The sequence below is a fragment of the Erythrobacter sp. SG61-1L genome (assembly GCF_001305965.1).
In the GTDB taxonomy this organism is placed as follows: domain Bacteria; phylum Pseudomonadota; class Alphaproteobacteria; order Sphingomonadales; family Sphingomonadaceae; genus Andeanibacterium.
In genome coordinates this window covers 395,944-421,891 of sequence record NZ_JXQC01000003.1, presented here as the reverse complement: position 1 = coordinate 421,891, position 25,948 = coordinate 395,944, and the positions used below count along the sequence as shown (strand labels likewise).

At 63.3% G+C, this 25,948-nt stretch carries 23 protein-coding genes; 7 read left to right on the top strand and 16 right to left on the bottom strand.

The genetic code is table 11. The features are described from left to right. Window positions 1-2 precede the first annotated feature (2 nt). From SZ64_RS02175 to SZ64_RS02160, 4 genes are all read right to left on the bottom strand, one after another. The gene (locus SZ64_RS02175) at window positions 3-1,409 is read right to left on the bottom strand and encodes a trehalose-6-phosphate synthase (protein ID WP_054529328.1); all 1,407 of its coding nucleotides are present in this window, start codon (window positions 1,407-1,409) and stop codon (window positions 3-5) included. Further along, window positions 1,406-3,199 (bottom strand): glycoside hydrolase family 15 protein, encoded by a 1,794-nt coding sequence (locus tag SZ64_RS02170; RefSeq protein WP_054529327.1) that lies wholly within the window; start codon window positions 3,197-3,199, stop codon window positions 1,406-1,408. Before SZ64_RS02170 ends, SZ64_RS02175 begins: the two co-directional genes overlap by 4 nt. Beyond that, window positions 3,175-3,951, bottom strand: coding sequence for a trehalose-phosphatase (gene otsB / locus SZ64_RS02165; protein ID WP_054529326.1), 777 nt, complete (start codon window positions 3,949-3,951; stop codon window positions 3,175-3,177). Before otsB ends, SZ64_RS02170 begins: the two co-directional genes overlap by 25 nt. A gap of 208 nt (window positions 3,952-4,159) precedes the next feature. Beyond that, window positions 4,160-5,260 (bottom strand): mechanosensitive ion channel domain-containing protein, encoded by a 1,101-nt coding sequence (locus SZ64_RS02160; protein WP_054529325.1) that lies wholly within the window; start codon window positions 5,258-5,260, stop codon window positions 4,160-4,162. 828 nt (window positions 5,261-6,088) lie between these two features. Between SZ64_RS02160 and SZ64_RS02150 the strand changes: the two genes are divergently transcribed. Further along, on the top strand, window positions 6,089-6,577 hold the full coding sequence (locus SZ64_RS02150; RefSeq protein ID WP_054529323.1) for a nuclear transport factor 2 family protein: 489 nt from the start codon (window positions 6,089-6,091) through the stop codon (window positions 6,575-6,577). Here the strand turns inward: SZ64_RS02150 and SZ64_RS02145 are convergent, their stop codons facing one another. After that, a complete protein-coding gene (locus SZ64_RS02145) occupies window positions 6,578-6,943 on the bottom strand; it encodes a nuclear transport factor 2 family protein (RefSeq protein ID WP_054529322.1) in 366 nt (121 codons plus the stop codon). It abuts the gene before it with no gap. A gap of 71 nt (window positions 6,944-7,014) precedes the next feature. Between SZ64_RS02145 and SZ64_RS02140 the strand changes: the two genes are divergently transcribed. Then, entirely contained in the window at window positions 7,015-7,851 is an 837-nt protein-coding gene (locus SZ64_RS02140; protein ID WP_054529321.1) for an NAD(P)-dependent oxidoreductase, read from the top strand. A gap of 3 nt (window positions 7,852-7,854) precedes the next feature. Here the strand turns inward: SZ64_RS02140 and SZ64_RS02135 are convergent, their stop codons facing one another. Continuing rightward, complete coding sequence (locus SZ64_RS02135; protein WP_054529320.1) at window positions 7,855-8,607, bottom strand: SDR family NAD(P)-dependent oxidoreductase; 753 nt, start codon at window positions 8,605-8,607, stop codon at window positions 7,855-7,857. A 108-nt stretch (window positions 8,608-8,715) separates the two neighbouring features. On the opposite strand from SZ64_RS02135, the gene SZ64_RS02130 reads away from it, so the two are divergent. Further along, window positions 8,716-9,102 (top strand): helix-turn-helix domain-containing protein, encoded by a 387-nt coding sequence (locus SZ64_RS02130; RefSeq protein WP_054529319.1) that lies wholly within the window; start codon window positions 8,716-8,718, stop codon window positions 9,100-9,102. An 18-nt stretch (window positions 9,103-9,120) separates the two neighbouring features. Here the strand turns inward: SZ64_RS02130 and SZ64_RS02125 are convergent, their stop codons facing one another. The 6 genes from SZ64_RS02125 to SZ64_RS02100 form a co-directional block, all read right to left on the bottom strand. Beyond that, window positions 9,121-9,348 (bottom strand): hypothetical protein, encoded by a 228-nt coding sequence (locus tag SZ64_RS02125; RefSeq protein WP_054529318.1) that lies wholly within the window; start codon window positions 9,346-9,348, stop codon window positions 9,121-9,123. A gap of 26 nt (window positions 9,349-9,374) precedes the next feature. Beyond that, the gene (gene msrB / locus SZ64_RS02120) at window positions 9,375-9,806 is read right to left on the bottom strand and encodes a peptide-methionine (R)-S-oxide reductase MsrB (protein WP_241773083.1); all 432 of its coding nucleotides are present in this window, start codon (window positions 9,804-9,806) and stop codon (window positions 9,375-9,377) included. A gap of 182 nt (window positions 9,807-9,988) precedes the next feature. Beyond that, window positions 9,989-12,265 carry a TonB-dependent receptor gene (locus tag SZ64_RS02115; protein WP_054529316.1) on the bottom strand — a complete coding sequence of 759 codons (2,277 nt, stop codon included), beginning with the start codon at window positions 12,263-12,265 and terminating at the stop codon, window positions 9,989-9,991. Window positions 12,266-12,372: 107 nt separating this feature from the next. Continuing rightward, a complete protein-coding gene (locus SZ64_RS02110; RefSeq protein ID WP_054529315.1) occupies window positions 12,373-13,260 on the bottom strand; it encodes a carbon-nitrogen hydrolase family protein in 888 nt (295 codons plus the stop codon). Then, the gene (locus SZ64_RS02105) at window positions 13,257-13,844 is read right to left on the bottom strand and encodes a GNAT family N-acetyltransferase (RefSeq protein ID WP_054529314.1); all 588 of its coding nucleotides are present in this window, start codon (window positions 13,842-13,844) and stop codon (window positions 13,257-13,259) included. Before SZ64_RS02105 ends, SZ64_RS02110 begins: the two co-directional genes overlap by 4 nt. Further along, window positions 13,841-14,251, bottom strand: coding sequence for a ketosteroid isomerase-related protein (locus SZ64_RS02100; protein WP_054529313.1), 411 nt, complete (start codon window positions 14,249-14,251; stop codon window positions 13,841-13,843). Before SZ64_RS02100 ends, SZ64_RS02105 begins: the two co-directional genes overlap by 4 nt. Window positions 14,252-14,420: 169 nt before the next feature. Here SZ64_RS02100 and purC point away from each other — a divergent pair, with 169 nt between their 5' ends. The 4 genes from purC (at window position 14,421) to purQ (ending at window position 19,287) form a co-directional block, all read left to right on the top strand. After that, window positions 14,421-15,221 (top strand): phosphoribosylaminoimidazolesuccinocarboxamide synthase, encoded by an 801-nt coding sequence (gene purC, locus SZ64_RS02095; RefSeq protein ID WP_054529312.1) that lies wholly within the window; start codon window positions 14,421-14,423, stop codon window positions 15,219-15,221. Window positions 15,222-15,406: 185 nt separating this feature from the next. Beyond that, window positions 15,407-18,295, top strand: a complete 2,889-nt coding sequence (locus SZ64_RS02090; RefSeq protein WP_054529311.1) for a M16 family metallopeptidase — start codon at window positions 15,407-15,409, stop codon at window positions 18,293-18,295. 81 nt (window positions 18,296-18,376) lie between these two features. After that, complete coding sequence (purS, locus tag SZ64_RS02085) at window positions 18,377-18,613, top strand: phosphoribosylformylglycinamidine synthase subunit PurS (RefSeq protein WP_054529310.1); 237 nt, start codon at window positions 18,377-18,379, stop codon at window positions 18,611-18,613. Then, window positions 18,610-19,287 carry a phosphoribosylformylglycinamidine synthase subunit PurQ gene (gene purQ, locus SZ64_RS02080; protein ID WP_054529309.1) on the top strand — a complete coding sequence of 226 codons (678 nt, stop codon included), beginning with the start codon at window positions 18,610-18,612 and terminating at the stop codon, window positions 19,285-19,287. The genes purS and purQ overlap by 4 nt, the downstream gene beginning before the upstream one ends. 43 nt (window positions 19,288-19,330) lie before the next feature. On the opposite strand, the gene SZ64_RS02075 is transcribed toward purQ, so the two are convergent. The 4 genes from SZ64_RS02075 to glmU all read right to left on the bottom strand — a co-directional run bounded on the left by SZ64_RS02075 (window position 19,331) and on the right by glmU (window position 25,903). Next, window positions 19,331-21,622, bottom strand: coding sequence for an EAL domain-containing protein (locus SZ64_RS02075; protein ID WP_241772963.1), 2,292 nt, complete (start codon window positions 21,620-21,622; stop codon window positions 19,331-19,333). A 137-nt stretch (window positions 21,623-21,759) separates the two neighbouring features. Further along, window positions 21,760-23,583: a glutamine--fructose-6-phosphate transaminase (isomerizing) gene (gene glmS, locus SZ64_RS02070; protein WP_054529307.1), complete on the bottom strand. Its 1,824-nt coding sequence runs from the start codon at window positions 23,581-23,583 to the stop codon at window positions 21,760-21,762. Window positions 23,584-23,679: 96 nt separating this feature from the next. After that, window positions 23,680-24,510 carry a TIGR00266 family protein gene (locus SZ64_RS02065; RefSeq protein ID WP_054529306.1) on the bottom strand — a complete coding sequence of 277 codons (831 nt, stop codon included), beginning with the start codon at window positions 24,508-24,510 and terminating at the stop codon, window positions 23,680-23,682. Window positions 24,511-24,538: 28 nt separating this feature from the next. Next, window positions 24,539-25,903: a bifunctional UDP-N-acetylglucosamine diphosphorylase/glucosamine-1-phosphate N-acetyltransferase GlmU gene (glmU, locus tag SZ64_RS02060; RefSeq protein WP_054532048.1), complete on the bottom strand. Its 1,365-nt coding sequence runs from the start codon at window positions 25,901-25,903 to the stop codon at window positions 24,539-24,541. Window positions 25,904-25,948 lie beyond the last annotated feature (45 nt).

Genomic DNA, 25,948 nt, shown 5'->3' with positions numbered 1-25,948 from the left:
GGTCACTCTGCGGCGATCCCGTCCGGGTGCCGTGGCTCTTCATCCCGCTGGGGCGCGGCGCTCAATGCCTCGTGGAAGGTTTCCAGCCACCAGAAGACGTTCTGTTCGCGCAATTGCTCCATCATGGTGCCCCACCGCTCCTGCCGCTCGGCCAAAGGCATCGCCAGCGCACGTTCCAGCGCGTCAGCGATTTCTTCCGCGCTGTAGGGGTTCACGAGGATGGCGCCCTGCATTTGCTCTGCCGCGCCGGCGAAGCGGGAAAGGATCAGCACGCCGGGATCAGCCGGATCCTGTGCCGCGACATATTCCTTGGCGACGAGGTTCATCCCATCTCGCAGCGGCGTAACCAGGCAAACCCGACTGGCCCGGTAAACCCCTGCCAGCATGTCATGCCCGTATCCCTGATTCACATAGCGGATCGGCACCCAGTCCAGATCCGCATAGGCGCCATTGATCCGGCCGGCCTGCTGTTCAAGGCTTGCCCTGATCCGCTGGTAGCTCGCAACCCCTGCACGCGACGGCGGCGCGATCTGGAGCAGCACCACCCTGTTCCATGCATTCTGGTGACTGGCGAGAAACCGCTCATAACCAAGGAAGCGCTCTTCCAGGCCCTTGGAGTAGTCGAGACGGTCCACACCAACGATCAGGGCGCGCCCGACCAGACTGGCATCTACCCTCGCCATCGCTGCCTGTGCCGCCTCACCGCACGCCGCCTGCGCGAAGCCGTCCGCATCAATGCCCACCGGGCAGACGAGGAGGCGCACCGCCCTTCCCGCCCGATGCAGCACGTCATCCTCGATCCGCGCACCCATTTCGTGGACCGCATATTCGCAGAATGTCTCCAGCCATTCCCGCGTCTGGAAGCCCACCACATCATAATCGAACATGTTCTCGACCAGTTCCGTCGCTTCCGGCAAGGTGGTCAGTAGCCGACGCGGCGGCCACGGGGTGTGGAGATAGAAGCCGATACGGTTTTCGATGCCGGCCTGCCGCAGGCGCGAACCGAGCGGGATCAGGTGAAAGTCCTGTATCCAGACGAGATCCTCCGGCTCGATCAGGGGGACGACGGTCTGGGCCAAGCGCTCGTTCACCCGGTGATAGCCATCGGCAAAGCTGCGCTCATATTCCGCCAGATCGACGCGATAATGCAGCAGCGGCCACAGCGTGCGGTTGGCATAGCCGTCGTAATACTCCTCGACGTCCTGCTCCTCCAGATCGACCGTGGCAGTGGTCAGACCGTTTTCGCGGCTCAGGTTCACCTGCCCGGAGAAACTGTCGATCACTTCGCCGGACCAGCCGAACCAGATGCCGCCATAGGAATTAAGCGCGGCGGTCAGCGCAACGGCCAGCCCGCCATGCGATCCGCCGCCGGCGCTGACACGGTTGGAAATGGCGATCAGTCGGCTCATCGGATTGTACTCCATGATCGGCTGAGCAGCATCGCGCAGTTGATGATGCCCACCAGAGAATAGGTTTGCGGGAAATTCCCCCACAGCTCGCCCGTGTATGGGTCGATGTCTTCGGACAGCAGGCCCGAGGGGGTGCGTTGCGCCAATATGCTCTCGAACAGTCCGCGCGCCTCTTCCGAACGTCCGGTCAGGTGCAATGCCTCGATCAGCCAGAAGGTGCAGACGTTGAACGCCGTCTGCGGCAGGCCGAAATCGTCTTCCGAGGCATATCGGAGCATGTGCGACCCGCGCCGCAGTTCCTTCTCCATCGTGTCGATGGTGGCAAGGAAGCGTTCGTCATCAGGGCGAATGAATCGCAGATCGAGCAGTTGCAGCACACTGGCATCAATCTGATCGCCCTCGAACGAAGCCGAGAATATCCGGCTTTGCGGTCGCCAGGTCGCCTGCTCGACATGAGCGCGAATGCGGTCTGCCCGCTGCTGCCACAGTCTCGCCCGGCCTGGCTTGCCCAATGCGGCAGCGACATTGGCCAGCCTGTCGCAGGCGGCCCAGCACATCACCGAAGAATAGGTATGGACAGTCTGGCTGTTGCGCAGCTCCCAGAGGCCGGAGTCCGGCTGGTCGTAATTCTCCCACGCGCGCTGGCCGACCCGTTCCAGCGCCAGGAAATCTTCCTCCCCCGCCGGGCGGAACAGCCGTTCATCGAAGAATGCCTGCGCACTTGACAGCACAATCTGGCCATAGGCATCGTGCTGAATCTGCCGGGCTGCCTGATTGCCGATCCGCACCGGCCCAATGCCGCGATAGCCGGCAAGTTCGGGCACGATGCGTTCTTCAAGCTCCGCTTCGCCGAGCACACCGTAAAGCGGCTGGATATGGCCGCCGCGCGCGGCATCCACGATGTTGCGCAGGAAGGCCAGATAGCCCTCCAGAATGTCCAGCGCCCCCAGCCGGTTGAGCGCCTGAACCGTGTAATAGGCGTCTCGTATCCAGCAAAACCGGTAATCCCAGTTTCGCTCCGATCCGGCATGTTCGGGGATCGAAGTGGTCAGTGCCGCGACGATCGCCCCGGTTTCCGCATGCTGGCACAGCTTCAGCGTGATCGCCGCGCGGATGACCGCACTCTGCCATTCGAGCGGGATCGCAAGGCCGCGTACCCAGCTCTGCCAGGACTGCATGGTCTTTTGCAGCATCGCGTCCAGCGCGCTGCCAATCTCCTGCAGGAAGGGTTCGTCTGGACCCAGGAAGAAATGCGTCGGACGTTCCAGCCGGAACGCCCGCTCTTCCTGCACCAAGCCGATGGGGGCCGAAGTCGTAAGGCGCAGTTCGGCATCGCCAGTGCCGAAGCGCAGGTAATTGCCGCTTCCCCTAACGATGTCTGCGGGGCGCCCCCATCCGCCTGCAGGGCGCAGGCGGACGCGGATGCGCGGCGAGCCGTGGACCGGGCGGACTATGCGTGCAAAGGCCATCGGCCGGTAAAGACCGGCATCCTGCGGATAGTCCGGGCAGAAATCGACCACTTCGATGGCATTGCCCGCTTCGTCGCGGTGGCGGGTAAGCAATATGGGCGTATTCCGAAGGTAGGAGATGCTCGTTTCGACGCAGCCTTCCAGCGCGATGTCCCAGAAGCCGGCCTTTGGCTCTTCCCCATCGAGCAGCGCGGAAAACAATGGCTCTCCATCCACTCTGGGTACGCAAGCCCACACGAACCTGCCGGCATCGTCGATCAATGCGGAAACCTGGCAGTTCCCGATCGGCCAGAGGTTCAGGTTCGGTCGTTCGGATCGCATATGCCTGTCAGCCAGTTACGTACCTGAGAAACATCGCCCAACCGGAAGCGCGCCGCACTGGGCCGCGGATTGCCGACGAGGACACCGAAACCACCCAGTTCGGCAACTACGCTGAATGCCGCTTCGTCCGTGTCGTCATCGCCCACGAAGACGGGTTGAGGCCCGGTGCGCGCCACACGCTCCATCACGGCGCGAACGGCAGTGCCCTTGTCACTTCCGGCAGCACGCAATTCGATCACTGCTTTTCCAGTCTGCAGGTTGAGGCCGCATTCTTCCGCAATGGCCTGCGCCATGGCGACACAGGCCGCGCCTGCTTCGGGCGCTTGCCGGAAATGCAGCGCGATGCCGAAGCGCTTTTCCTCCACCAGCACCCCCGGATGCGTGGCTGCAAAGGCGAGCAACTGACCTGAAACACTATCAAGCGAGCTTGGGCGGGGCTGCGGATCGTCGAGAAATTCGGCGCCATGATTGCCGACCAATATCGCGCCAGTCCTGCCGAAGTGACGCTCAAGCCAAAGGCCGTCGCGCCCGCTGATCACCGCCAGCCTGCCGTCAAGCTTCGTCGCGAGCCGTTCCAGCAAAGAAATCAGCTGCTGGTCGATCAACACCGCTTCCGGTGTCTCCGCGATGGGGACCAGCGTTCCGTCGAAATCCAGCAACAGGCTGATTTCATCGTGGCGCGGAATGAAGGGGGCAAGTTGGGGTATGGCCGGCGCATCCGGCACAGGCTGAGCCGTTAGTTCACCGCTCATGACGGGATTTCCAGCGGACTATCGAGGATGGCAGGCCTTCCCGGCCTGGACGGGACAACGGCGGGTACAGCGCCTTCATGTAGATCATCGGGTCTGCTCCGGATTTTCTTTCGGACAAGACAATTCCTCAGCGCCCGAGCACTCCCGTCGTTCCGAGAGGCGCGTTGACGCACGGCGGGCTGCCCTTCTGGCGGGATAAATAACCATTTCAGCATGTTGGGCTGTACATCTGCATCTCCCCCTTATCTCCGCGCCGCCGGTCGAGCAGGAATTCGCCGCGCTTGCGCATGAGCGCATCCGGCATCTCGTCGCGGATGTAAGCCATCATGGCTTCGCGGACGTCACACCGCAGGTCGAAGGCCTTTCCGGCATCGGCAGCACTTACCAATGCTCTGAGTTCGATATGATCGGGCGCAGTCTCGGTGACTTGCAGACCCACAACGCGGCCGTCCCATTTGTCGTTCGCTGCCACGATTTCCTGCAGCTTCGCGCGCAGCTGCGGCACGTCAGTGGCAGGATCGACATGGAGGAATGCCGTGCCCAGTATCTGGCTGGTTGTGCGGGTCCAGTTCTGGAAGCTGTCTTCGAGAAAACGGGAAATGGGGACCACCAGCCTGCGTTCGTCCCAAATGCGGATTATCACGAAGGTGAGGCGGATTTCCTCGATCCGGCCCCATTCCCCGTCGATGATGACCACATCGTCCATGCGGATCGGCTCGGTGAAAGCCATCTGGATGCCCGCCACGAGGTTCTTCAGAGCAGGCTGGGCGGCTGCGCCCACCGCCAGGCCAGCCAGCCCCGCCGAGGCGATCAGGGTTACCCCGACATTGCGCACAGCGGGGATGCCCATCAGGATGATGCAGAAAGTGCCCAGCGCGATCACGAAGACCAGCACACGGTAAAGGATATGCGCCCGGGTGCTTCTGCGGCGGGCAGAGAGATTGTCGGGCGCGGAAATATCGGTTCGCGCCTGCACGATGCTGAATGCCCAGCCAATCACTGCGATCACCAGCCAGCCGAAAAGGGCGGGCACCACCAGCCGCTCGATCTGCCGCCAAATGACCGCCGTTTCCGGTGGCAGCGGAAGAGCCGGCTGCACCAGCGACACGGCCAGTGCGAGCATCACCCACCGGGCCGACTTGCGAAGCCCTCTCATGGCAATATCCGATGCGCCCCATTCCGAATGGCGCACGGCCCGGCCAAGCACGGCGAACAGCGCCCAATGCAAGAGAAAGGCCGCAAACAAGGCCAGTACGACGATGGCCACGGGCTGAAGCCAGAAGGGCAGGCCTGTCAGTATCCGGGACATGCCAGCCTCCACGCAAGGCGAGCCTGCTCCTGCCGCGAGACGATTGTCTCTGGCACCGTAGCGGCTTGGATTGTTCCCTTCACGAAGGGATCGGGCATGGCCCTGCTCCTTTCCGTTCCCTGCAATGTCGGTACCAGGGGCACCTGTGATCCAACGGCATCGAGGCTGGATCGGCAGAGTCACTGCATGCGGCAGCGCGGCGGCCCGGCAGATTGCTCAAAGGCAGCCGGACGTGGTGCCTTTACCCTACATGAGAGAGGCGGCGGCGCCACACTCCAAGGCTCGGTCCGGAGCGGCAGATGCACGGGTCATCGCAGGTCAGACCGTCACAGAAAGTGCACAGCCTTCCGGCATCTCCCGAAAAATCAGCGCTTTTGCATGTCGCCGCGGTACTCGCCAACCGAATGGCACCGAGTTGCCGGCATGTCCCTGGATGGTAAGGCCGTGAACGATAATTGGGCGCACATCTCCTGTGAAATGCGCGGTCGCAGCAAACAGACCAAGGCGCCGGGCAGACCGGCAAAGCCTATGCGATCGCCCCCAAGGGTCTTCCATGACGGGGCTGCGATGAAGCTGGGCGTGCTCTCTTGCAAGGTGCCCGGATAGCCCATCTGGTTCGGTGGCTAAAGCCATGCGCTGCAATTGCTCAAGGAAACCCGGACGCTCGAACCGAACGGCCTGGACGTCAATTGTCTCCACCGCGATCACCTGCCAGGTCTGAGGTCTGGCGGCATGGGCTTAACGCTGACAATCGGCACGCCCCACCTTGCCAAGTCGCCTTCCCGCGCGCAGCATCACCGCAAACAAAGCCGCTGGGGAGAGCGCGTGATGAAGCCGAGAGTGCCGCTGGAAGACCGTGTTGAGATCGAGGAACTGATGGCCCGCTATTGCTGGGCACTCGATACCGGGGACTTCGATGGATATGCCGCCACCTTCGCCGAAGATGGCTGGCTGGCGCATTGGCCGCAGGGCAAGTGCGTGGGGCGCGACGGGCTGAAGCGGGCAACGGATTCGCTATGGTATGACCGGCCCAATCACTATCTGGGCCGCCAGCATCGTTTCAGTGCCGTATTGATGAGCCCGGAAGGCGCCGATGGCGTGCGGATCAAGGCCTTCTGGTCAATCCTGCAGCACGATGTCGTCACACACGAAAACCGCGTTTTCGGCATGGGCACCTGGGATACGCTGGCCGCGAAGGAAGCCGATGGCGAATGGCGCTTCAAGAGCGTGGATGTCGATCTGTGGATCGAAGGCAACGTGCCATGGGTGGGTGAAGAGCGCGCATGGGGCACCCCGCCCGGTCAGGCGGTCGCCTGATCAGCCGAGCGGCACCGGATAGGTGCCATGCCCTTCGAAGGCCAGCCCGTCGCGCAGGCGCAGCAAGTCCACCCGTTCCGGCCCACCGGGATGGCGGAAGACGATCAGCAGGCTGTCGATCCCGGCCTGAATACCCGTCAGTTCGAATTGCAGGCCCGGCCGCTCCGCAAGGGCAGCGGTCCAGTAATCGCGCAGGGCATCCTTGCCGCGGATCACGCCGCCGCTTTCGGGCACCACTCGCGCGGCAAGCGGGGATGTGAACACCACATCGTCATGAAACAGGTCCAGTACGGCATCGACATCGTGCGCGTTCCATGCGGCGGTCCAGAGCCGGGCGAATTTTGCGGGATTTTCAAGGCCACTCATAGGGTCAGCCTATCCGAAGATTCACACTGGCGGTAGTGACTCCGGCGCGCGAGCCGTTAGGGAGTTTGCCTATGACAAAAATCGCGATCATCGGTGCCGGGGCCATGGGCTCCGGCGTGGCCCGCCGCCTTCACGACAATGGCTGCATCGTCCCTACCCTGCTGGACGGCCGGAGTGCTGCAACGCGCGAGCGGGCTGCGGCTGCGGGAATGGAAGAGGCTACGCTGGACGAAATCGCCAGCGCCGATCTGATCCTGTCGATCGTGCCCCCTGCCCAGGCCGAAGCCGTCGTCGAAACCCTCGCCCCTGTCTTCGCGCAGGCGAATGCGCCGCTGTTCTGCGACGCCAATGCGCTCAGTCCGGAGACCAAGCACCGCATGGCTGCCCGAGTGAAGGAACTGGGCGGGCGGATGGTCGACGGCGCGATCATCGGTTTTCCGCCTGCCGACAATTACGACGGCCCGCGCCTCTATGTCTGCGGCGACGGTGCCGGGGAAGTCGCCGCCACGATCAATCCTTTCGGGCTGGACACGCGGGTGCTGGAGGGGCCGCTAGGCGCAGCCTCCGCGCTCAAGATGTGTTATGGCGGGATCAACAAGGGCGTGATGGGCCTTGTCACCGCCATGCTGCTGGCCGCTGAGCGCCACGGCGCGGATGAGGATTTGCTCAAGGAAATGGGCATCAGCATGGAATGGCTGATGGGCCGCCAGCGCGGAGCCATCCCCACCATGTATCCGCGCGCCTATCGCTGGGATGCGGAGATGCACGAAATCGCCGGCTTTCTGGCGCCCGACGATACACCTGCTGCCGCCATCTGGCACGGGCTGGGCGATTTCTTCACCGACCGCGCCCGCGCCTATGAGGCGGGCGAGGAGCTTGAAGGAATCAAGGCGCTCCTCGCCCGGTAAGGCTTACAGGATGCCGAGCGATTCAAACATCGCCAGCATTTCCTCAACCTTGCCGTCCCGATCGGCATTGCGCAGCGGCAGGACATTGCCGACAAGGTTTTCCTGCGGCGTGGGAACCTTGGCGAAGTTCTCCATCGTCTCGTCCAGATAGGCCGGAAGCGGCATGAAACCTTGCCGGCTTTCCTGTCCGGGTGTCAGGCCGGTCTGCACTGCGGGCGGTGCGATCTCGATCACTTCCGCCTTGCCCTTCAGCCGGTGGCGCAGGGAGACGGTGTAGGAATGCACCGCCGCCTTACTGGCGCTGTAGGCGGGAGTGGAAGGCAGGGGAATGAAGGCCAGACCGGATGAAACGGTGCAGATCACCGCATCCTCCTTGCCTTCCAGCTGCGGGATCAGTCCCTCCACCACGCGGATCGTACCCATCAGATTGATGTCGATGATCTGCGCCGCCGTATCGACATCGCCGCCGCTGCCCAGTTCGTGATGGGTCATGATCCCGGCGGAATGGATCAGCATGTTGAGCTGCGGGTAATCGCGCGCCAGCACTTCCAGTGCAGCGGCAACCGATGCCGGATCGGCTACGTCCAGCTCCAGCGTATGCATGTTGTCTCGCCCGGCCACCGTATCGGCCAGCGCCGATGCCCTGCGCCCGGCGACAATCACAGTGTTGCCCAGATCGTGGAATTTCCACGCCAGCCCCTGCCCGATGCCCGAGCCGCCGCCGGTGACGAGAATGGTGTTGCCCGTGAGTTTCATGAAAACCTCCTTTTGTTGCCGGTCAGAGTTACGCGCAAACTCTCCATTTGAAAGAAGGCACCAGAAAGATTTATACTTACTCGAAAGAGAGCGTAAGGATTTCAGCGGATGAGCGAGCAATTAGCACAGGAAATGGCGCCAGAGGTCGACCCGGCGCTGGAACGGCTGGTGCATGACATGATCGGCCGCGTGGCCGATAAATGGACCCTGCTGATCCTCGAAGTCCTCGAAGACCACGGCGAGCAGCGCTTCACCGAGATCGGCCGCAAGGTGGAAGGGATCAGCCAGAAGATGCTGACGCAGACCCTGCGCCAGATGGAGCGGGACGGGCTTGTGAAGCGCACTGTCCACCCGGTGATCCCACCAAAGGTGGAATACAGGCTGACTCAGTTGGGCCACTCGCTCAGCTACGCCTTTTGCGGTGTGTGGACCTGGGCAGAGGCGAACATCGGGAAGGTGGAAGCGGCGCGCGCCGAATTCGACGCGCGCACTTAAAGCATGTGCTCTGTCGGATCAGCGACGCTTGTAATAGCCGGCGCGCGTATTGCTCCACACTGCCTGGATCAGGCCCGCCAGTGCCAGCAGCCCGCCCCACAGCACCCATTGCTTGTCATTCGCCATGAAGCTGTCGAGGAAGGCGATGTTCAGCCCCTGCAGAATCCACACACTGCCCATTGCCATCATGAGCAACCCCATGATCGTGGCGATAGCCCGCCCTGCACCGTTGAAAAGTTCAGCCATGATAATCCCCTATCCCCAATTGCGGTTCATGCCGCCTGCGGCGTGAAGTTCAATGCAGCCCCGTTCATGCAATAACGCAGGCCGGTGGGCTTGGGTCCATCATCGAACACATGCCCCAGATGGCCGCCGCAAGTCTTGCACAGAACCTCTGTCCGCGACATGCCCAGCGTATAGTCGGCACGTTCCAGGATCCCGCCGGGCAGCACGTCCCAGAAGCTCGGCCAGCCGGTGTGGCTGTCATACTTCGTTGTCGAAGCGAATAGCGGGGTTGCGCATCCAGCGCAGGTGAAGGTGCCCTTGCGATGTTCCTTCAACAGCGGACTGGTAAAGGGCGCCTCGGTCGCGCCCTTGCGCAGCACCCGATAGGCCTCGGCGCTGAGCATCGCGCGCCATTCCGCATCGCTGTGCGTCACCGGGAAGTTGCCCGGCGGGGCATCTTTCTTACCATCAGTGCCCATGCCGCCCGACAAGGCGAAGCGCGCGGCAATCGCTGCCGCGATCACGCCCACGCTCGCCATGCCGATCATCTCGCGGCGTGTCATTGCGGAATTCCGGCGCGGAGCATGCATCAGGCCCTTTCGCGTGAAAGCGACATGTTAGCCCCTGCCCGGCCGAACTGTCCACTTGCCCTGACGGGCAATTAGAAATCTGCCGCCAGTTCCAGCCCCAGCACGCGGCCCTTGAAGATGGGCGAGAAAGTTCCCGAACCCGGGCTGGGATCGAAGGGCCGGTTGTTTCCATCCGCATAGGGACCGCCCGAAAAGCCGAGCTGCGTATCGCCCCCGAACTGGACCTCGTCCAGCAGGTTGCGGCCATAAAGGGTGATGGTGAAATCGGAATCCGCCAGCTTAAACGCAAGGCTGGCATCCAGCCGGTCCGACGCGGAGTTGAAGCCCCAATTGTTGTCCGTATAGGCATAGGCCGCACGGTGCTGGAAGAAGGCGCTGGCCACCAGCGTGCCGATGCTTCCCAGACCCGCTTCATAACGGGCGCTGCCGCCCCAGGTCCATTTGGGCGCGCGCGGCAGGGCAAGATCGAGGTCGGCCGCATCGATCACATTGTCCGAATTGAGATCGAAGTAGATCCGGCGATATTGCGCGTCGGTATAGCCAAGATTGGCCGACAGGGTCAGGCCAACCGCGGGCGCGATCTGGGCTTCCACCTCGCCGCCCCGAATGCGCGCATCGGCAGTGTTGTAGACCGACTGGGCAAGCCCGGAAGTCAGGCTGGGCACGTTCACCTCGCGCTGCAGCCCGTCCACTTCGGTCCAGTAGACTGCCGCGTTCACGCGGGCGAAGCCATCAGCGGATTGCCACTTGGCCCCGGCCTCATAGCTGTCCACCTTCTCTTCATCGAAAGCGGGCGAGCCAATCTCTGCGGAAACCTGCTCGAACGCGGCAGGCTGGGTGATGCGCAGATTATAGCCACCCGAACGGTAGCCGCGCGTCCAGCTTGCGTAGAGCGTGCTTTCTTCCGAAGGCTTGAAGGCCAGCGCGAGACGGGGCGAAAGGCTGTCCCACGAATGCTTGTCGGTGAAGCCGTTATTCTCGCCCGCGATCCGTTCGCCGCTGGTGGGGCAAGTCGCTTCGATGGCAGAACACGCATCGCGCGGGCGGACATAAGTGATCGCCGCGCTCTTTTCCTCGCGTGACCAGCGCAGGCCAGCCGTCAGCGTAAGTGCCGAAGTCAGCGCGTAATCGGCCTGCCCATAGAGCCCGTAGACATCGTGGCCCTGCCGTCCGCCGCCATAGGAATTGGTCGGCTGGCCGAAGCCGGTAAGGTCGCGCACCTCGTCATAGCCGACGTCCTGATGGAAGATGTAGGCCCCGGTCGTAAGCGAGAGCGCGCCGTAATCCGCCGCGTAATAGAGCTCGTTCGACCATTGCTCCTGACTGGTGCCCGTGTCCGAATGGAACAAATGACTGGGCGAGGAATCGATGTCGTTGCGAGTGGAAAGGTCGTATTTCCGCCAGCCGAAGATGTTGGTCAGCTTGCCGACGCCCAGCTCATATTCGCCGCGCAGAGTGACCGAACCACCCTCGCTGCGATAGAAGCCCGGCTCGTCCAGAGAGATATCGAAGCTGTCGCGCGGGTGCTGGGCGTTATTGTGACTGACCGCGCCCTGCCCCGAGCTTTTGGTCCATTCTCCCTTCAGCGTCAGCGTCAGGCGCTCAGCCGGGCGCAGGGCAAGGCCGCCGCGCAGCACGGTGGTTTCTTCCTCGCCCAGATCGCCGCCATCGTAGAGGTTCTTGAAATAACCGCCGTCACTGGTGTGCAGCACGCCCAGCCGGATGGCGATCTGGTCGGACAGCGGGCCGGACACGACCGCTCGGGCGGTCAGCATCGGATCGCCCCGCCCCTCGTCCACCGGACCTTCCAGCGCCATGCGCATATGGCCTTCCCATTCCCAGCTAGGATCGGCCGTCTTCACCAGAACCGCGCCGCCGGTGGTGTTGCGCCCGAAGGCCACGCCCTGCGGGCCGCGCAGCACGTCCACCTGTTCCACATCCAGCATGTCGAACACGCTGCCTGCGTTGATGCCGCTATAGACCCCGTCCACGAACAGGCCGACCGCCGGGTCGATCGAGGGGATGGAACTGTTGATGCCCAGTCCGCGAATGGCGAAATTGGCAACGCCCTTGAAGGTGCCGATTGGGTCCAGCGAGACATTGGGGCTGGCATAGCTCAGCGTCGAAAGATCCTGCACCTTGCGGTCCTGCAAGGCCGCCGCATCGATGGCCACCACGCTGCCTGCATAATCGAGCTGATCCGCGCCCGGCTCCTTGGCGGAAACGATGATGACGGATTCTTCCCTATCCGGCGCGGCGGCCTCTTCGGCGGCGGCCGGGGCTGCGAGGCCCAGCGAAATGGCCAGGGTGGAAAGGGAAACGGCACCCAAGATGCGCGGCTGCGACATTGTTGTTTTCTCCCACGCATCCGGCCGGAACCCGGGCCGGGCGTTTCGCGCGCCCCTCTGGCGGCAAGCCATCGGCCTGTCAATTGACGCTACGGAAACCTTGGTTTTTAAAGGAAAACTCGCTCCACGGGCGGCAAAGGAACCGCGCCGGGCTGTTCACCCCAATGGGCCATGTTGAACACTGCGCCCCCGCGGCGGACCTTGGCGACGCGGCGCAGATCGATATCGGCAAAGGCCCATTGAGAGGCATCGACTTCGCCGCTTACCACCACGCCATCGTCGGGAAAGCCAAGGTCGGGCGGGCCATAGACCGCCGCCGCGCCATGGTTCTCGTCCACGGCGGGGGACCATTGCGCCATGCCCACGGTAGGCGACTGGACGGTGTAGCACTGCCCTTCCAGCGCCCGGGCCATCGCGCCGATCTTCACGCGGTTGTATCCGGCCATGCTGTCCGTGCAGCTGGGCACAAGGATCAGTTCGGCGCCCGCTTCCACCAGCGCGCGGCCCAGCAGCGGGAATTCGCTGTCATAACAGATCAGCACCCCGATCCGGCCCAGTTCGGTTTCAAACAGGCGCAGTGGCCCGCCGGAATGAACGCCCCAATGTTCCCGTTCGAACCGGGTCATCACCAGCTTTTCCTGCACGCCCACCGCGCCTGACGGCGTGAACAGGCGCGCGGCATTGCGATAATGCCCGTCACGCAGAACCGGGATGCTGGCGGCCAGAATATGCAGCCCGAATTCCCGCGCCAGTTCCATATGCAGCGCATCCACATGCGGCGCCATGGAGGCAACGAAGCGCAGCGATCCTTCCAGATCGCCCATCGTCTCCGCATCGAGCGAGGCGAGTTCCATCGAACCATATTCGGGGAACACCGCCAGCTTCGAACCGCGCCGCGCGGCATAGCTCACCCAACCGGTGATCTTGCTGACATAGGAATCCCAGCGATCATGCCGTTCGATGGGATATTGGGCGGCTGCGACCGTGAAGCTCAAAGATTGCGCATCCAATATTGCATGGGCTTGAGGCTTTCGGTTTCCTCCCCATGCTCCTTCCACGCAAGATGCGTGACGAAATCTTCCACCGGCGAGTAACCACGTTTGCGCCAGAACGGATCGAGTGGGCTGTAGCCTGCCGGCCGCGCGGGATGATCGTCAGGGCGGACGACTGCCGCAAAACAGGCGCGTTCGGCCCCGGCCGCCTTCGCCGCCGCCTCGCGATAATCGAAGAAGGCGTGGCCGATGCCATGGCCGCGATATTCGGGCAGCAACACGCTTTCCCCGAAATAGAACAGCTTCGAAGTGTCGATGCCCTTCTCTTCGAACACCTGCCGGAACTCGGGCTTCTGCGCCCACATCGGCGAAGCCGTGGCCGCGCCGATCACCCGGCCTCCGTCAAAGGCGGCGACCAGCACCGCATCTGGCGCGGCGGCAAATTCCTTGAGATATTCCACCTCGTACGCCTCGTCCCCGTCATAGAGATAGGGATAGGCCGCGAAGACAGCGATGCGCAAAGCCGCCAGATCGCTGATGTGAGCGGCGATCTCATCGCCCGCCAGCGGACGGACCGAAACGCTCATCCCCCGACCTGCCGGACCCAGTCTTCCAGATTGTAATAGACGGTAACGCGCGCGATCAGCCCGCCTGAAATCTCGAAGAAGGCACCGGCGGGCAGAACGTATTTCTGGCCCGCCGCTTCTGGCAGGCCCTCGTCGGTCGTCAGATATTCGCCATGCACCACGAACTCCGCCGCGGCACGCGTGCCTTCGTCATTCGCCATGATGACGATGTCGGCCAGCTTTTCGGCATAGCAGCGGTCCATATGGGCCAGAAACGCGCGAAAGGCGTCCTTGCCGGACTGGCGGGCACCCTGGTTGATGTCATGTGCCACATCCTCGGCCAGACAGGCGAGCATTCCTTCGCCATCGCCGGAATTGAAGGCAGCATAATAGGTTTCGACCAGCTTCAGTGCCTCGGCGCGTGCCATGAAAATCTCCCTGCAGGTTCCCGGGTAGGCCTCTCGCGCCGTTAGGCAATCGCGGGGGATCGGACAATTGCTTTTCGGTGCGGTGAGCGTATAGGGAACCGATCGCCCCGGCCAGGCAGTCCAAACCGACTCGCTAGTGCCGGGGCTTGCTATTTTTCCGAGGAAAACGATGACCCGTCGCCGCCAGATCTACGAAGGCAAGGCCAAGATCCTTTACGAAGGCCCCGAGCCCGGCACGCTGATCCAGTACTTCAAGGACGATGCCACCGCGTTCAACGCGGAGAAGCGCGGCACGATCAATGGCAAGGGCGTGATCAACAATCGCATCAGCGAACATGTGTTCACGCGCCTTTCGCACATCGGCATTCCCACCCACTTCATCCGCCGCCTGAACATGCGCGAGCAGCTGGTGCGTCAGGTTGAAATCATCCCCATCGAAGTGGTCGTGCGCAATGTCGCCGCCGGTTCGATCTGCAAGCGTCTGGGCATGGAAGAGGGCGAGCCCCTGCCCCACACCCTGATCGAATATTACTTCAAGGACGATGCGCTGGGCGACCCGATGGTGGCCGAAGAACACATCGCCTGCTTCAACTGGGCCAGCAATGAAGAGATGCAGGACATCTCTGCCATGGCGATCCGGGTGAACGATTTCATGTGCGGTATGTTCGCCGCCATCAACATCCGCCTGATCGACTTCAAGCTGGAATTCGGCCGCATCTGGGATGGCGATTACAGCCGTGTGATCCTGGCTGACGAAATCAGCCCCGACGGCTGCCGCCTGTGGGATATGGCCACCGGCGAAAAGCTGGACAAGGACCGCTTCCGCCGCGACCTGGGTGGCGAGGAAGAAGCCTATCAGGAAGTAGCCCGCCGTCTCGGCCTGCTGCAGGACGATGGCACTCCCGGCGAAGTGTTCGACCTTTCCGCCCACCGCAAGCTGCGCGGCAAGACGGAAAAGCCGAAGAAGTAAAACAAAGCCCCCCTCTCGATCCGGAGGGGGTTTTTGTTTCCTCCTTTCACGCATCATTCAGCGATGTGACTTCACATCCGCGTTCCCCCTGCTACGCAGGGAGCCAGACAGGCCATGGCAATTGCCCGCCAAGGCCTGAAAAAAAGCTGGCTTTACCCCGGCCTTAACGGGGCGACGGGAGTGTGATGCGTTCAGTTCTTACGGCAATTGCCGCCCTATCCTTAACCACTGCCCTTCCCGCCTCTGCCAACCCGGCCCTCGAAGCCGCGCAGCAGGCCGCTGCGGCGACCCAGGAAGTCAGCAAGCCAAAGCCAGTCTGGGCCTTCGAGGATAGCGACCTACCGCTCGACACTGCCTATCGCTTCGGCGTGCTGCCCAACGGCATGCGCTATGTCATCCGCCACAACGCCACCCCTGCGCGCACGGGCGAAGTGCGTCTGGTGATCGACGCCGGATCGCTGGCCGAAAACGACAACGAGCTGGGCTATGCCCATTTCATCGAACACATGGCCTTCAACGGTTCCACCCATGTGCCCGGCAACGAGATGTACAAGCTGCTGGAGCGCGAGGGGCTTGCCTTCGGCGCCGATACCAACGCTTCCACCAATTACGACGTCACACTCTACAAGCTGGACCTGCCGCGCAACGATCCGGCCCTGCTGGGCACTGCCCTGATGCTGATGCGCGAAACGGCGAGCGAGGTTTCGTTCGAGCAGGACGCGATCGACCATGAAAAGGGCGTGATCCTCTCCGAAAAGCGCGTGCGCGATACTTATGCGCTGCGCAATCTGGTTGACCGGCTGGCCTTCCAGTATCCCGACGCGCGCTTCGTGAAGCGCCTGCCCATCGGCACCGCCGAGACCATCGGCGCGGCAACCAGCACCAGCCTGCGCGGCCTCTATTCGCGGATCTATACGCCGCAGAATTCGGCCATTGTCGTGGTGGGCGATTTCGATCCCGACCTTGTCGAGCAGGAGATCAAATCCCGCTTTTCCGATTGGGCGCCCGCCCCTCAGCCGCCTGAGGAAGTGGACGCCGGGCCGGTCAGCACCACGCTGGCCGGGCAGACCGACATCTTCATCGACCCAGCCTTGCCGGAGAACCTTTCCGCCACCCGCAACGGCCCATGGATCGACGAGCCGGACACGGTCGAAAACCGGTTCCGCAACCTACTCCGCCAGATCGGATATGGCATCATCAACCGCCGGTTCGACCGGCTGGCCAATAGCGAAGACGCCCCCTTCCGCGACGCCTTCTTCGGCACCAGCGATCTGTTCGAAAGCGGGCGCACCACCAGTCTGGTGGTCGCTTCGGCCGACGGTGAATGGCGCAAAGGCCTGATGGCGGCAGTCGAGGAATATCGCCGCGCGCTGGCCTTTGGCTTCAGCGAGGGCGAACTGGCCGAACAGATTGCCAATCTGCGCACCGGGCTGGAAAACACGCTGGCGACGGCGGAAACCCGCTATAACTCGACCTTTACCGAGGCCGCGATTGCCCTGCTGCGCGATGGCAGCGTGCCCACCACTCCGCAAAGCACCCTTGCCCGGTTCGAAGCCGCCCTGCCCCGCATCACGCCCGAAGCGGTGCTGGACGCAGTGAAGGCAGAGGCTCTGCCGCTCGACAATCCCATGCTGCGCTTTCAGGGCCGGGTAGAGCCGGAAGGCGGCGCAGAAGCCCTGCGCGCGGCCTGGAACGAGGCCGCCGTCGCCCCGGTGGAGGCCCGCAGCGATCTGGACGTTGGCAGCTTCGGCTATACCGATTTCGGCACCCCCGGCACGGTCGTGTCCGACAAGGTCGCCCCGCCGCTCGGCATTCGGGAAATCCGCTTCGCCAATGGCGTGCGGCTGAACCTGAAGCGCACCGAACTGAAGAAGGACCGCGTGAGCTTCGAGATCAACCTTGATGGCGGCGACATGCTCAACACGCGCGAGAACCCGCTGGCGACCGGTATGATCACCAGCCTGCCGCTGGGCGGGCTGGGCAAGCACAGCTATGACGATCTGCAGTCGATCCTGGCGGGCCGAAGCGTAGGCATGGGCATCGCCAGCGATGGCGAGACGTTCCAGATGCAGGGCACCACCACTCCGCGCGATCTGGAACTGCAATTGCAGCTGATGACGGCTGGCATTGCCGATCCCGGCTATCGTCCGCAAGGCGTAGAGCGTTATCGGCGCGGTGTGCGCGATTTCTTCGCCGGGCGCGATGCCACGCCCTCCAGCGCGCTCGGCAATGCGCTGGGCGGCATCGTTTCCGATGGCGACCCGCGTTTCACCATCAGGCCCGAAGCCGATTACATGGCGCTCGATTTCCAGCGACTTAAGGCCGATGTCAGCGACAGGCTGAACCATGGCGCGCTGGAAGTGGCGCTGGTGGGCGATCTGGACGAGGATCAGGCCATCGCCATGGTTGCCCGCACGCTGGGCGCCCTGCCCCGACGTGAGGAAGATTTCCGACCCTATACCGAGAACCGCACCCGCAGCTTCACTGCTGACCGGAGCGAACGCACCGTATGGCATGACGGCGCGGCGGATCAGGCGATGATCCGCTTTTCCTGGCCCACCCGCGATGACAGCGATGCCCGCGAAAGCGCAATTCTCGGTCTGCTTGATGCCGTGGTGCAGATCGAACTGACCGAGGAACTGCGCGAGAAGCTGGGCAGCACCTATTCGCCTTCGGTCAATGCCGGCCAGTCTCGCTATTACACTGGCTATGGCACGTTCGACATTGCCGCTTCCATCGACCCGGCCGACCTTGAGGCGGTACGGCAGGCCATCGTCACCACGATCACTGCGCTGCGCACCACTGCGGTGGATGACGATACGCTGCTGCGTGCCCGGCGCCCGATGGTGGAGAATATCGAGAACGCGCTGAAGACAAATAGTGGCTGGATGGGCCTGGTCGATCGCGCACAGAGCGAGCCGGACCGGATCGAACGCTTCCTGAGATCGAAGGATCTGCTGGAAAGCCTGACCGCGGAAGACCTGCGCCAGATGGCCCAGCGCTATCTCGATCCGGCGCAAGCGCTGGAAGTGGTTGCCCTGCCGCGCCCGAAAGCCGCGAACGGGGAGGAATGACGGCACCGGCTTGCGGAAAACGCGCCATGAGGCCATAGGGCGCGCGAGTCCATCAAGCCGAATTTGCGAAAGGCGCCGCCCATGAAAGTCCGGATCCATGTCAGCCTCAAGCCCGGCGTGCTCGATCCGCAAGGCCGCGCGATCCATCACGCGCTGGAAGGCCTCGGCTTCTCGGGCGTGAACGACGTTCGCGCCGGTCGCGAAATCGAGCTGGACGTGGATGATAGCGTGACGGACGAAGCGCTGGACGCCATGTGCAAGCAATTGCTCGCCAACATGGTGATCGAAAATTACCGTATCGAACGGGTGGCGGCATGAGCTTCCGGGGCGCGGTAGTCACCTTTCCGGGCTCCAATTGCGACCGTGACATGGCCGTGGCGCTGGAGGCCGTCTCCGGCGTTCCCGCGATCCGCGTTTGGCACGGCGATGCCGATCTGCCCGCCGATCTCGATTTCATCGCCCTGCCCGGCGGCTTTTCTTACGGCGACTATCTGCGCTCCGGCGCAATGGCTGCGCGCAGCCCGGTGATGCAGTCCGTAGTCGCTGCCGCAAAGCGCGGCGTGCCCGTGCTGGGCGTGTGCAACGGCTTCCAGGTGCTGACCGAATCCGGCCTGCTGCCCGGCGCCCTGATGCGCAATGCCAGCCAGCACTTCATTTGCCGCACGGTGAAGCTGAAGGTCGAAAACAGCCAGTCGCTGTTCACTTCCTTCTATGAAGCCGGGCAGATCCTCGACATCCCCGTGGCCCACCACGACGGCAATTATTTCGCCGACGATGCCACGCTGGACCGGCTGGAAGGCGAAGGCCGCGTGGCCTTCCGCTATGCCGAAACGGTCAACGGCTCCGCCCGCGACATTGCCGGCGTACTGAACGAGGCTGGCAATGTGCTGGGCATGATGCCCCACCCCGAACGCGCGATCGAAGATGTGCTGGGCAGCAGCGATGGCCGCGCGCTGTTCGAAAGCGCGATCCGGAGCCTGGTGGAAGCCTGAAGCTTTCTTCCCCCTCCTCTTCTGAGGAGGGGTGTGAGGAGGATCAAGCCGCAGCGCCCCGCGCAGCCAGCGTGCGGAACAGGGTGATCGCATCGGCGGCGTCCATCGGGCGGCCGAAATAGTAGCCCTGGATCTTGGTGCAGCCCAGATCGCGGATCAGCGCGGCTTCTTCTGCCGTTTCCACGCCTTCCGCCGTCGTCGCCATGTCGAGGCTCTGGGCCATTGCCACCACGGCACGAATGATCGCCAGGCTTTCAGCATTGTCCTTGGCGGCGCCCTGCACGAAGCTGCGGTCCACCTTGATGGTGGAGAAACGCAGCTTGCGCAGATAGCCGAGCGAGGAATAGCCGGTGCCGAAATCGTCCAGCGCGATGGAGCAACCCAGCGCCATGATCTGTTCCAGCGTGGCGCGGGCCGTGGCGCCATCGCGTACGAAAATGCTTTCGGTCACTTCGATTTCCAGCCGGTGAGCCGGAAGCCCGGTGGCGGCCAGCGCGGCCACGACCTTGCCCGAGAATTGCGGATCGAGCAGTTGTTCGCCCGAGACGTTCACGGCCACGCGCACATGGGCGGGCCAGTTCAGCGCCTCGCGGCAGGCCTCGCGCAGCACCCAGTCGCCGATGGACACGATCAGGCGGGTATCTTCCGCCAGCGGGATGAACTTGGCCGGGCTGATGAAGCCGTGCTCCGCACTGTTCCAGCGCAGCAGCGCCTCGAAGCTGACCACAGTTTCGCTGCGGGCATCCACCACCGGCTGGTACTGGAGATAGAGTTCCTTGCGGTCCAGCGCGCGGCGCAGCGCGAATTCAAGCTGGCGGCGCTCTTCCGCATCGGCATGGAGCGAAGGCTCATAGGGCCAGTGGACCGAACCGCCTTCATCCTTGGCGCGATACAGCGCCAGATCGGCGTTGCGCATCAGCGTTTCGACCGAATCCCCGTCACGCGGGCCAAGTGCGGAGCCGACGCTGGCGCCGACATACAGCGTGTGATGATCCACATCGTAAGGCAGAGAAAGATGGTCGATCACTGCGCGAGCGACCTTTTCCACGCGCGTCCGGTCGGAAGCGTCGCGGATCACGATGGCGAATTCATCGCCGCCAAGGCGGCCGCACAATTCGTTCTCGCTCATCAGGCTCTTCAACCGGGCAGAAACCTGCGCGAGCAGCTGATCGCCCACCTGGTGGCCCAGCGAATCATTCACGGCCTTGAACCGATCGAGATCGATCATCAGGAATGCGCAACGCGTGCGCCACTGATCGGCATAACGCAGCGCCTCGTTCAGCGCCTCGGTCAGCATCAGGCGGTTGGGCAAGCCGGTCAGCGTGTCGTAGCGGGCAAGATAGGCGATCTTCTCATCGCTTTCGCGCTGTTCGGTCACATCCGAACCCACGCCGCGGAAGCCGTGGAAAGTGCCGTTCTCGTCGATGATCGGAGTGCCCGAAAGCTCCCACCAGCGTTTGGAACTGCCGATGCATACCTGCACCAGCAGATCGGAGAAGCTTTCGCGCCGCTTCAGCCGTTCGGCCAGGTCATGCAGGCTGGGCGGGAACTGGCCCGTCTCCCAAGCCGAACCTGCGATCAGCTGGATGAAGCTCTTGCCTTCGATCTGGTCCAGTTCCTTGCCCAATGCATAGACAAAGCGCGAGCTGGCGGAACGGACGCGGCGGGAAGTGTCAATCTGCCAAAGCCAGTCTGCATCCGTATCTTCGAATTCGCGCAGCAGCAGCGAGACGACCTCACTCTTTTCCGCAACGCCAGCTTCGGCAATGCGCGCCGAAAGATAAGTACGCGCACCGCGGATCGCACCGCCCATGGCAAGGCCGCAGAAGGAAGCGGCAAGCGCGGCGTAACCGAGCGCGCCATCCACCGCGAAACTGAAAATGGCCGCAGCCCCGGTCACACCCGCAAAGACAAGTGTCGCCAGCGGAGTGGCGGCAAAGGCCAGCGTTGTGCCGGTGATGAGCATGGTCATGATGGCCCAGAAGGCCAGCCGGTCTTCCATCGGGCCATGCGGCTCGAACAGGAAGAACGGCACCGCCCATACCGCAGCGACCAATGCCACGCTGAACGCATGGGCCGCATATTCGCCCTTGGTCATGGCCCGGCGATCCACATCGCGCAGCCCGTTATCGACGCGGCTGGCGTTCCACAGCGCCCCTACCAACGCCACCGACCACCCGGCCAGCAGCAGAGGCGAAACCTTGCCGAAGAAGATGCTGACCGCGATCACCAGCGCGATCGCGTGGGCGAGAAAACGGGAGAGCGAAAGCACTTCGAGCCGCGAATATTGCAGCGCGCGCAACCTCGCCCAGCTCCCTTCCTGGGGCTGGGTCACGCCAATGACGGCGAGGTTGCTCAACCTCAAGGGAAGCTGAGGAATATCTGAGTGCGAGTCCGTCACCCCTCGGGGGATAACGCGGAATGGTTAGCGCAGCGTAAACTTCGGCGGCAGAGAACCGCCAAGGCCTTGCGTCACTCAACCGTCACCGATTTGGCCAGATTGCGCGGCTGATCGACATCCGTGCCCTTCACACAGGCCGTGTGATAGGCCAGCAATTGCACCGGCACGGCATAGACCAGCGGCGCGATCAGCGGGTGGACTTCGGGCATCTCGATCGTGGCAAGGCAGCCCTCGCCCGCTTCGGCCAGGCCCTTCGCGTCGGAGATCAGCACGATCTTGCCGCCGCGCGCGCGCACTTCCTGCATGTTGGAAACGGTCTTCTCGAACAGCGGACCGGAAGGCGCGAGCACGATCACCGGCACTGCCTCGTCGATCAGGGCGATGGGGCCATGCTTCATTTCGCCCGAGGCATAGCCTTCGGCGTGGATATAGCTGATCTCTTTCAGCTTCAGCGCGCCTTCCAGCGCCAGCGGATAATCCGGCCCGCGCCCGAGATAGAGCACGTCGCGCGCCGGTGCGATCAGGTGGGCCATGGCGGCGATTTCCTCGTCATGGGAAAGCGCGGCATTGAGGCTGGCCGGCGCTTCGAGCAGATGGCCGACAACCTCGGCCTCTTCCTCGCGGTCCATCCGGCCCTTCTTCACGGCCAGATGCGCAGCCAGCGCAGCCAGCACGGCCAACTGGCACGTGAAGGCCTTGGTGGAGGCAACGCCGATTTCCGGCCCCGCATGGGTGGGCAGCAGCAAGTCAGCCTCGCGCGCCATGGAACTGGTGGGCACGTTCACCACCACTGCGATGACCTGGCCTTCCGCCTTGCAGTGGCGCAGGGCCGCCAGCGTATCCGCCGTCTCGCCACTCTGGGAAATGAACAGGGCCAGCCCGCCCTTTTCCAGTACCGGCTCGCGATAGCGGAACTCGCTCGCCACATCGATGTCCACCGGCACACGGGCGAAACGTTCGAACCAGTATTTGGCCACCATGCCAGCATAATAGGATGTGCCGCAGGCCACGATGGTGACGCGCTTCACAGCCGAAAGGTCGAAGTCGATCTGCGGCAGGGCCACCTTGCGTTCCAGCTGGCGGATGTAGCTGCGCAGGGTTTGCGCCACCACCACCGGCTGCTCGAAGATCTCCTTCTGCATGAAGTGGCGGTAATTGCCCTTCTCGATGGCGATGGAGGATGCGCCGGAAGTAGTGATTTCGCGCTCGACTGGTTTGTTGTCCTTGTCGAACACCTGCGCGCCTTCACGCGTGATGACCACCCAGTCCCCCTCGTCGAGATAGGAGATACGCTGGGTAAGCGGAGCCAGCGCCAGCGCGTCCGATCCGAGATAGGTTTCTCCGTCGCCATAGCCGACCACCAGCGGCGAGCCGAGCCGCGCGCCGATCAGAAGATCGGGGTGGGAGCGGAAGGCAATGGCGAGCGCAAAGGCACCGCGCAGGCGGGGCAGCACCTCGCTGACCGCTTCGGCCGGGGCCATGCCTGCCTCGACCTTTTCCGAAACGAGATGGGCGACCACTTCGGTATCGGTTTCGCTCTCGAAATGGCGGCCACGTGCCTGCATTTCCTCGCGCAGGGGGCGGAAATTCTCGATGATGCCATTATGCACCAGCGCCACTTCGCCCGTAGCGTGGGGATGAGCGTTGCTGGTGGTCGGCGCGCCATGGGTGGCCCAGCGCGTGTGGGCGATGCCAATCGTGCCGGGCGCGGGATTGCCCTCCAGCTCCGCCACGAGATTCATCAGCTTGCCCGGCGCGCGGCGACGGATCAGCTGTCCGCCATCCACGGTGCAGACACCGGCGGAATCATAGCCGCGATATTCCATCCGCCGCAGGCCTTCGACCAGCCGCGATGCCACTTCATCCTTGCCGACAATGCCGATAATTCCGCACATGCTTCTAGCTTTCCTGCACTCTGGAGAAAACGCAGCAGGAGAGCTTTGCTCCGGCCGAATCCCGTGCCTTGGGTCTGGCAGGCGTCCGCCCGGCCATCAATCCCCGTCGAGCAGATTGCCCAGCCCGCCCAGTACGGAGCCTTCGCCCCGGTTCTGGCCGCCCATCGGGCCGAGCGCCGCGCGCATGCGGCCGGCGAGGCGGGAGAAGGGCATAGACTGGATCCACACCTTGCCAGGCCCGCGCAGCCGGGCGAAGAACACGCCCTCCCCGCCGAATATCATCGACTTGATCGATCCTGCGCGGATCACGTCGAAATCCACTCCGGACGTATAGGCCGCAACGCAGCCCGTATCGATATGCAGTTCCTCGCCGGGCGCAAGCGTGCGTTCCACCACCGTGCCGCCCATCTGGACGAACACCCAGCCATCGCCATCCAGCCGCTGCATGATGAAGCCTTCACCGCCGAACAGGCCGGTCATGATCTTCTGCTGGAAGTGAATGCCGATGGAAACGCCGCGCGCGGCGGCAAGGAAGGCATCCTTCTGGCAGATCAGAGTGCCGCCCACTTCGTCCAGCTTGATCGGCAGGATGGAGCCCGGCACCGGCGCCGCGAAGGCGACCCGCGCCTTGCCCTGCCCCTGATGCGTGAAGACGGTAGTGAACAGGCTCTCGCCCGTTACCAGCCTCTTGCCTGCGCCCAGCAGCTTGCCCATGAAGCCGCCGCCCTGATCGCCGCTGCCATCGCCGAAGACGGTGGACATTTCGACATGGGCATCCTTCCACACCATCGCCCCGGCTTCCGCCACGGCGCTTTCGCCCGGATCGAGTTCGATCTCGACGAATTGCAGTTCCTGGCCCTTGATCTCGAAATCGACATCGTCGGCGACGGACGAATTGCGGCTATGGCTCCAGGGGCTCTGGCTCATATTTCTCTCCGGAAAGGAAAACGGGGGCTTACTTGGCCTTTTCGGCCTTTTTCTTCTTCATCGCGTCATGGAACTGGTCGGCCCAGCCGGGCTTCACCAATTGCTCGGCGCGGACCATGCGCAATTCGCCTTCGGCCACGTCGCGCGTCACCGCACTGCCTGCGGCCACGATGGCGTCGGCACCGATCTTGACCGGGGCGATCAGGGCACTGTTCGATCCGATGAAGGCGCGCGGGCCGATCACGGTCTTATATTTGAAATAGCCATCGTAATTGCAGGTGATGGTGCCCGCGCCGATATTGGCGCCTGCCCCCACTTCCGCATCGCCCAGATAGGTCAAGTGATTGGCCTTGGCGCCGGGGCCGAGCACGGCATTCTTCATCTCCACGAAATTGCCCACCTTGGCGCCTTCTTCCACCTTCGCGCCGGGGCGCAGGCGGGCATAGGGGCCGACTTCGGTGCCGCTGGCCAGCGTCGCGCCTTCCAGATGGCTGAAGGCGCGGATGCGGGCCTTGTCCGCCACGGAAACGCCGGGGCCGAAGATCACATTGGGTCCCACCAGCACATCGCGGCCCAGCTGCGTATCCCAGCTGAAGAACACCGTATCGGGCGCGGTCAGCGTGGCGCCATCCGCCATGGCCTGCGCACGACGGCGCTTCTGCCAGCGGGCTTCCGCCTCGGCCAATTCGGCGCGGCTGTTGATGCCCGCCACTTCGTCCGCATCCTCAGCGACAACCACGGCACAGGGGCGGCCATCGGCGAGCGCGAGGTTCACGATATCCGGCAAATAATATTCGCGCTGGGCATTGTCGTTCTTCACCCGGTGAAGCAGGCCGAACAATTCTTCCCCGCGCACGGCCATCAGGCCGGAATTGCACAGGCGCACCGCACGCTCCGCCTCGCTGGCGTCCTTGAATTCCACCATCTTGCTGATGGAGCCACCTTCGGCAATCACGCGGCCATATTGCAGCGGATCAGCCGGTTCGAAGCCCAGCACCACCACGGCAGGCGCATCACCCTCGTTCAACCGTTCCGCCATGGCGCACATGGTTTCGGGGCGCACGAAGGGCACATCGCCATAGAGGATCAGCACATCGCCCGCGAAACCGCCCAGCGCGCCTTCGGCCTGCTGCACTGCGTGGCCGGTGCCCAGCTGTGGATCCTGCACGGCCATTTCCACACGGCCACCCAGCGCATCCTTCAACTGGTCGCGCAGATCGCCCACGATCACCACCGTGCGTTCCGGCGCCAGTTCGGCCAGCGAGGCGAGCAAATGCTCGATCATCGGCCTTCCGGCTACGGGGTGGAGAACCTTGTGGATATCGCTCTTCATCCTGGTGCCCTTGCCTGCGGCAAGCACGATGGCGGCGATGGGGCGTTTGGCGTCACTCATGGTGCCGGGGCATGCCACCATTTTGTTGCGGTTTCCATATGGGCG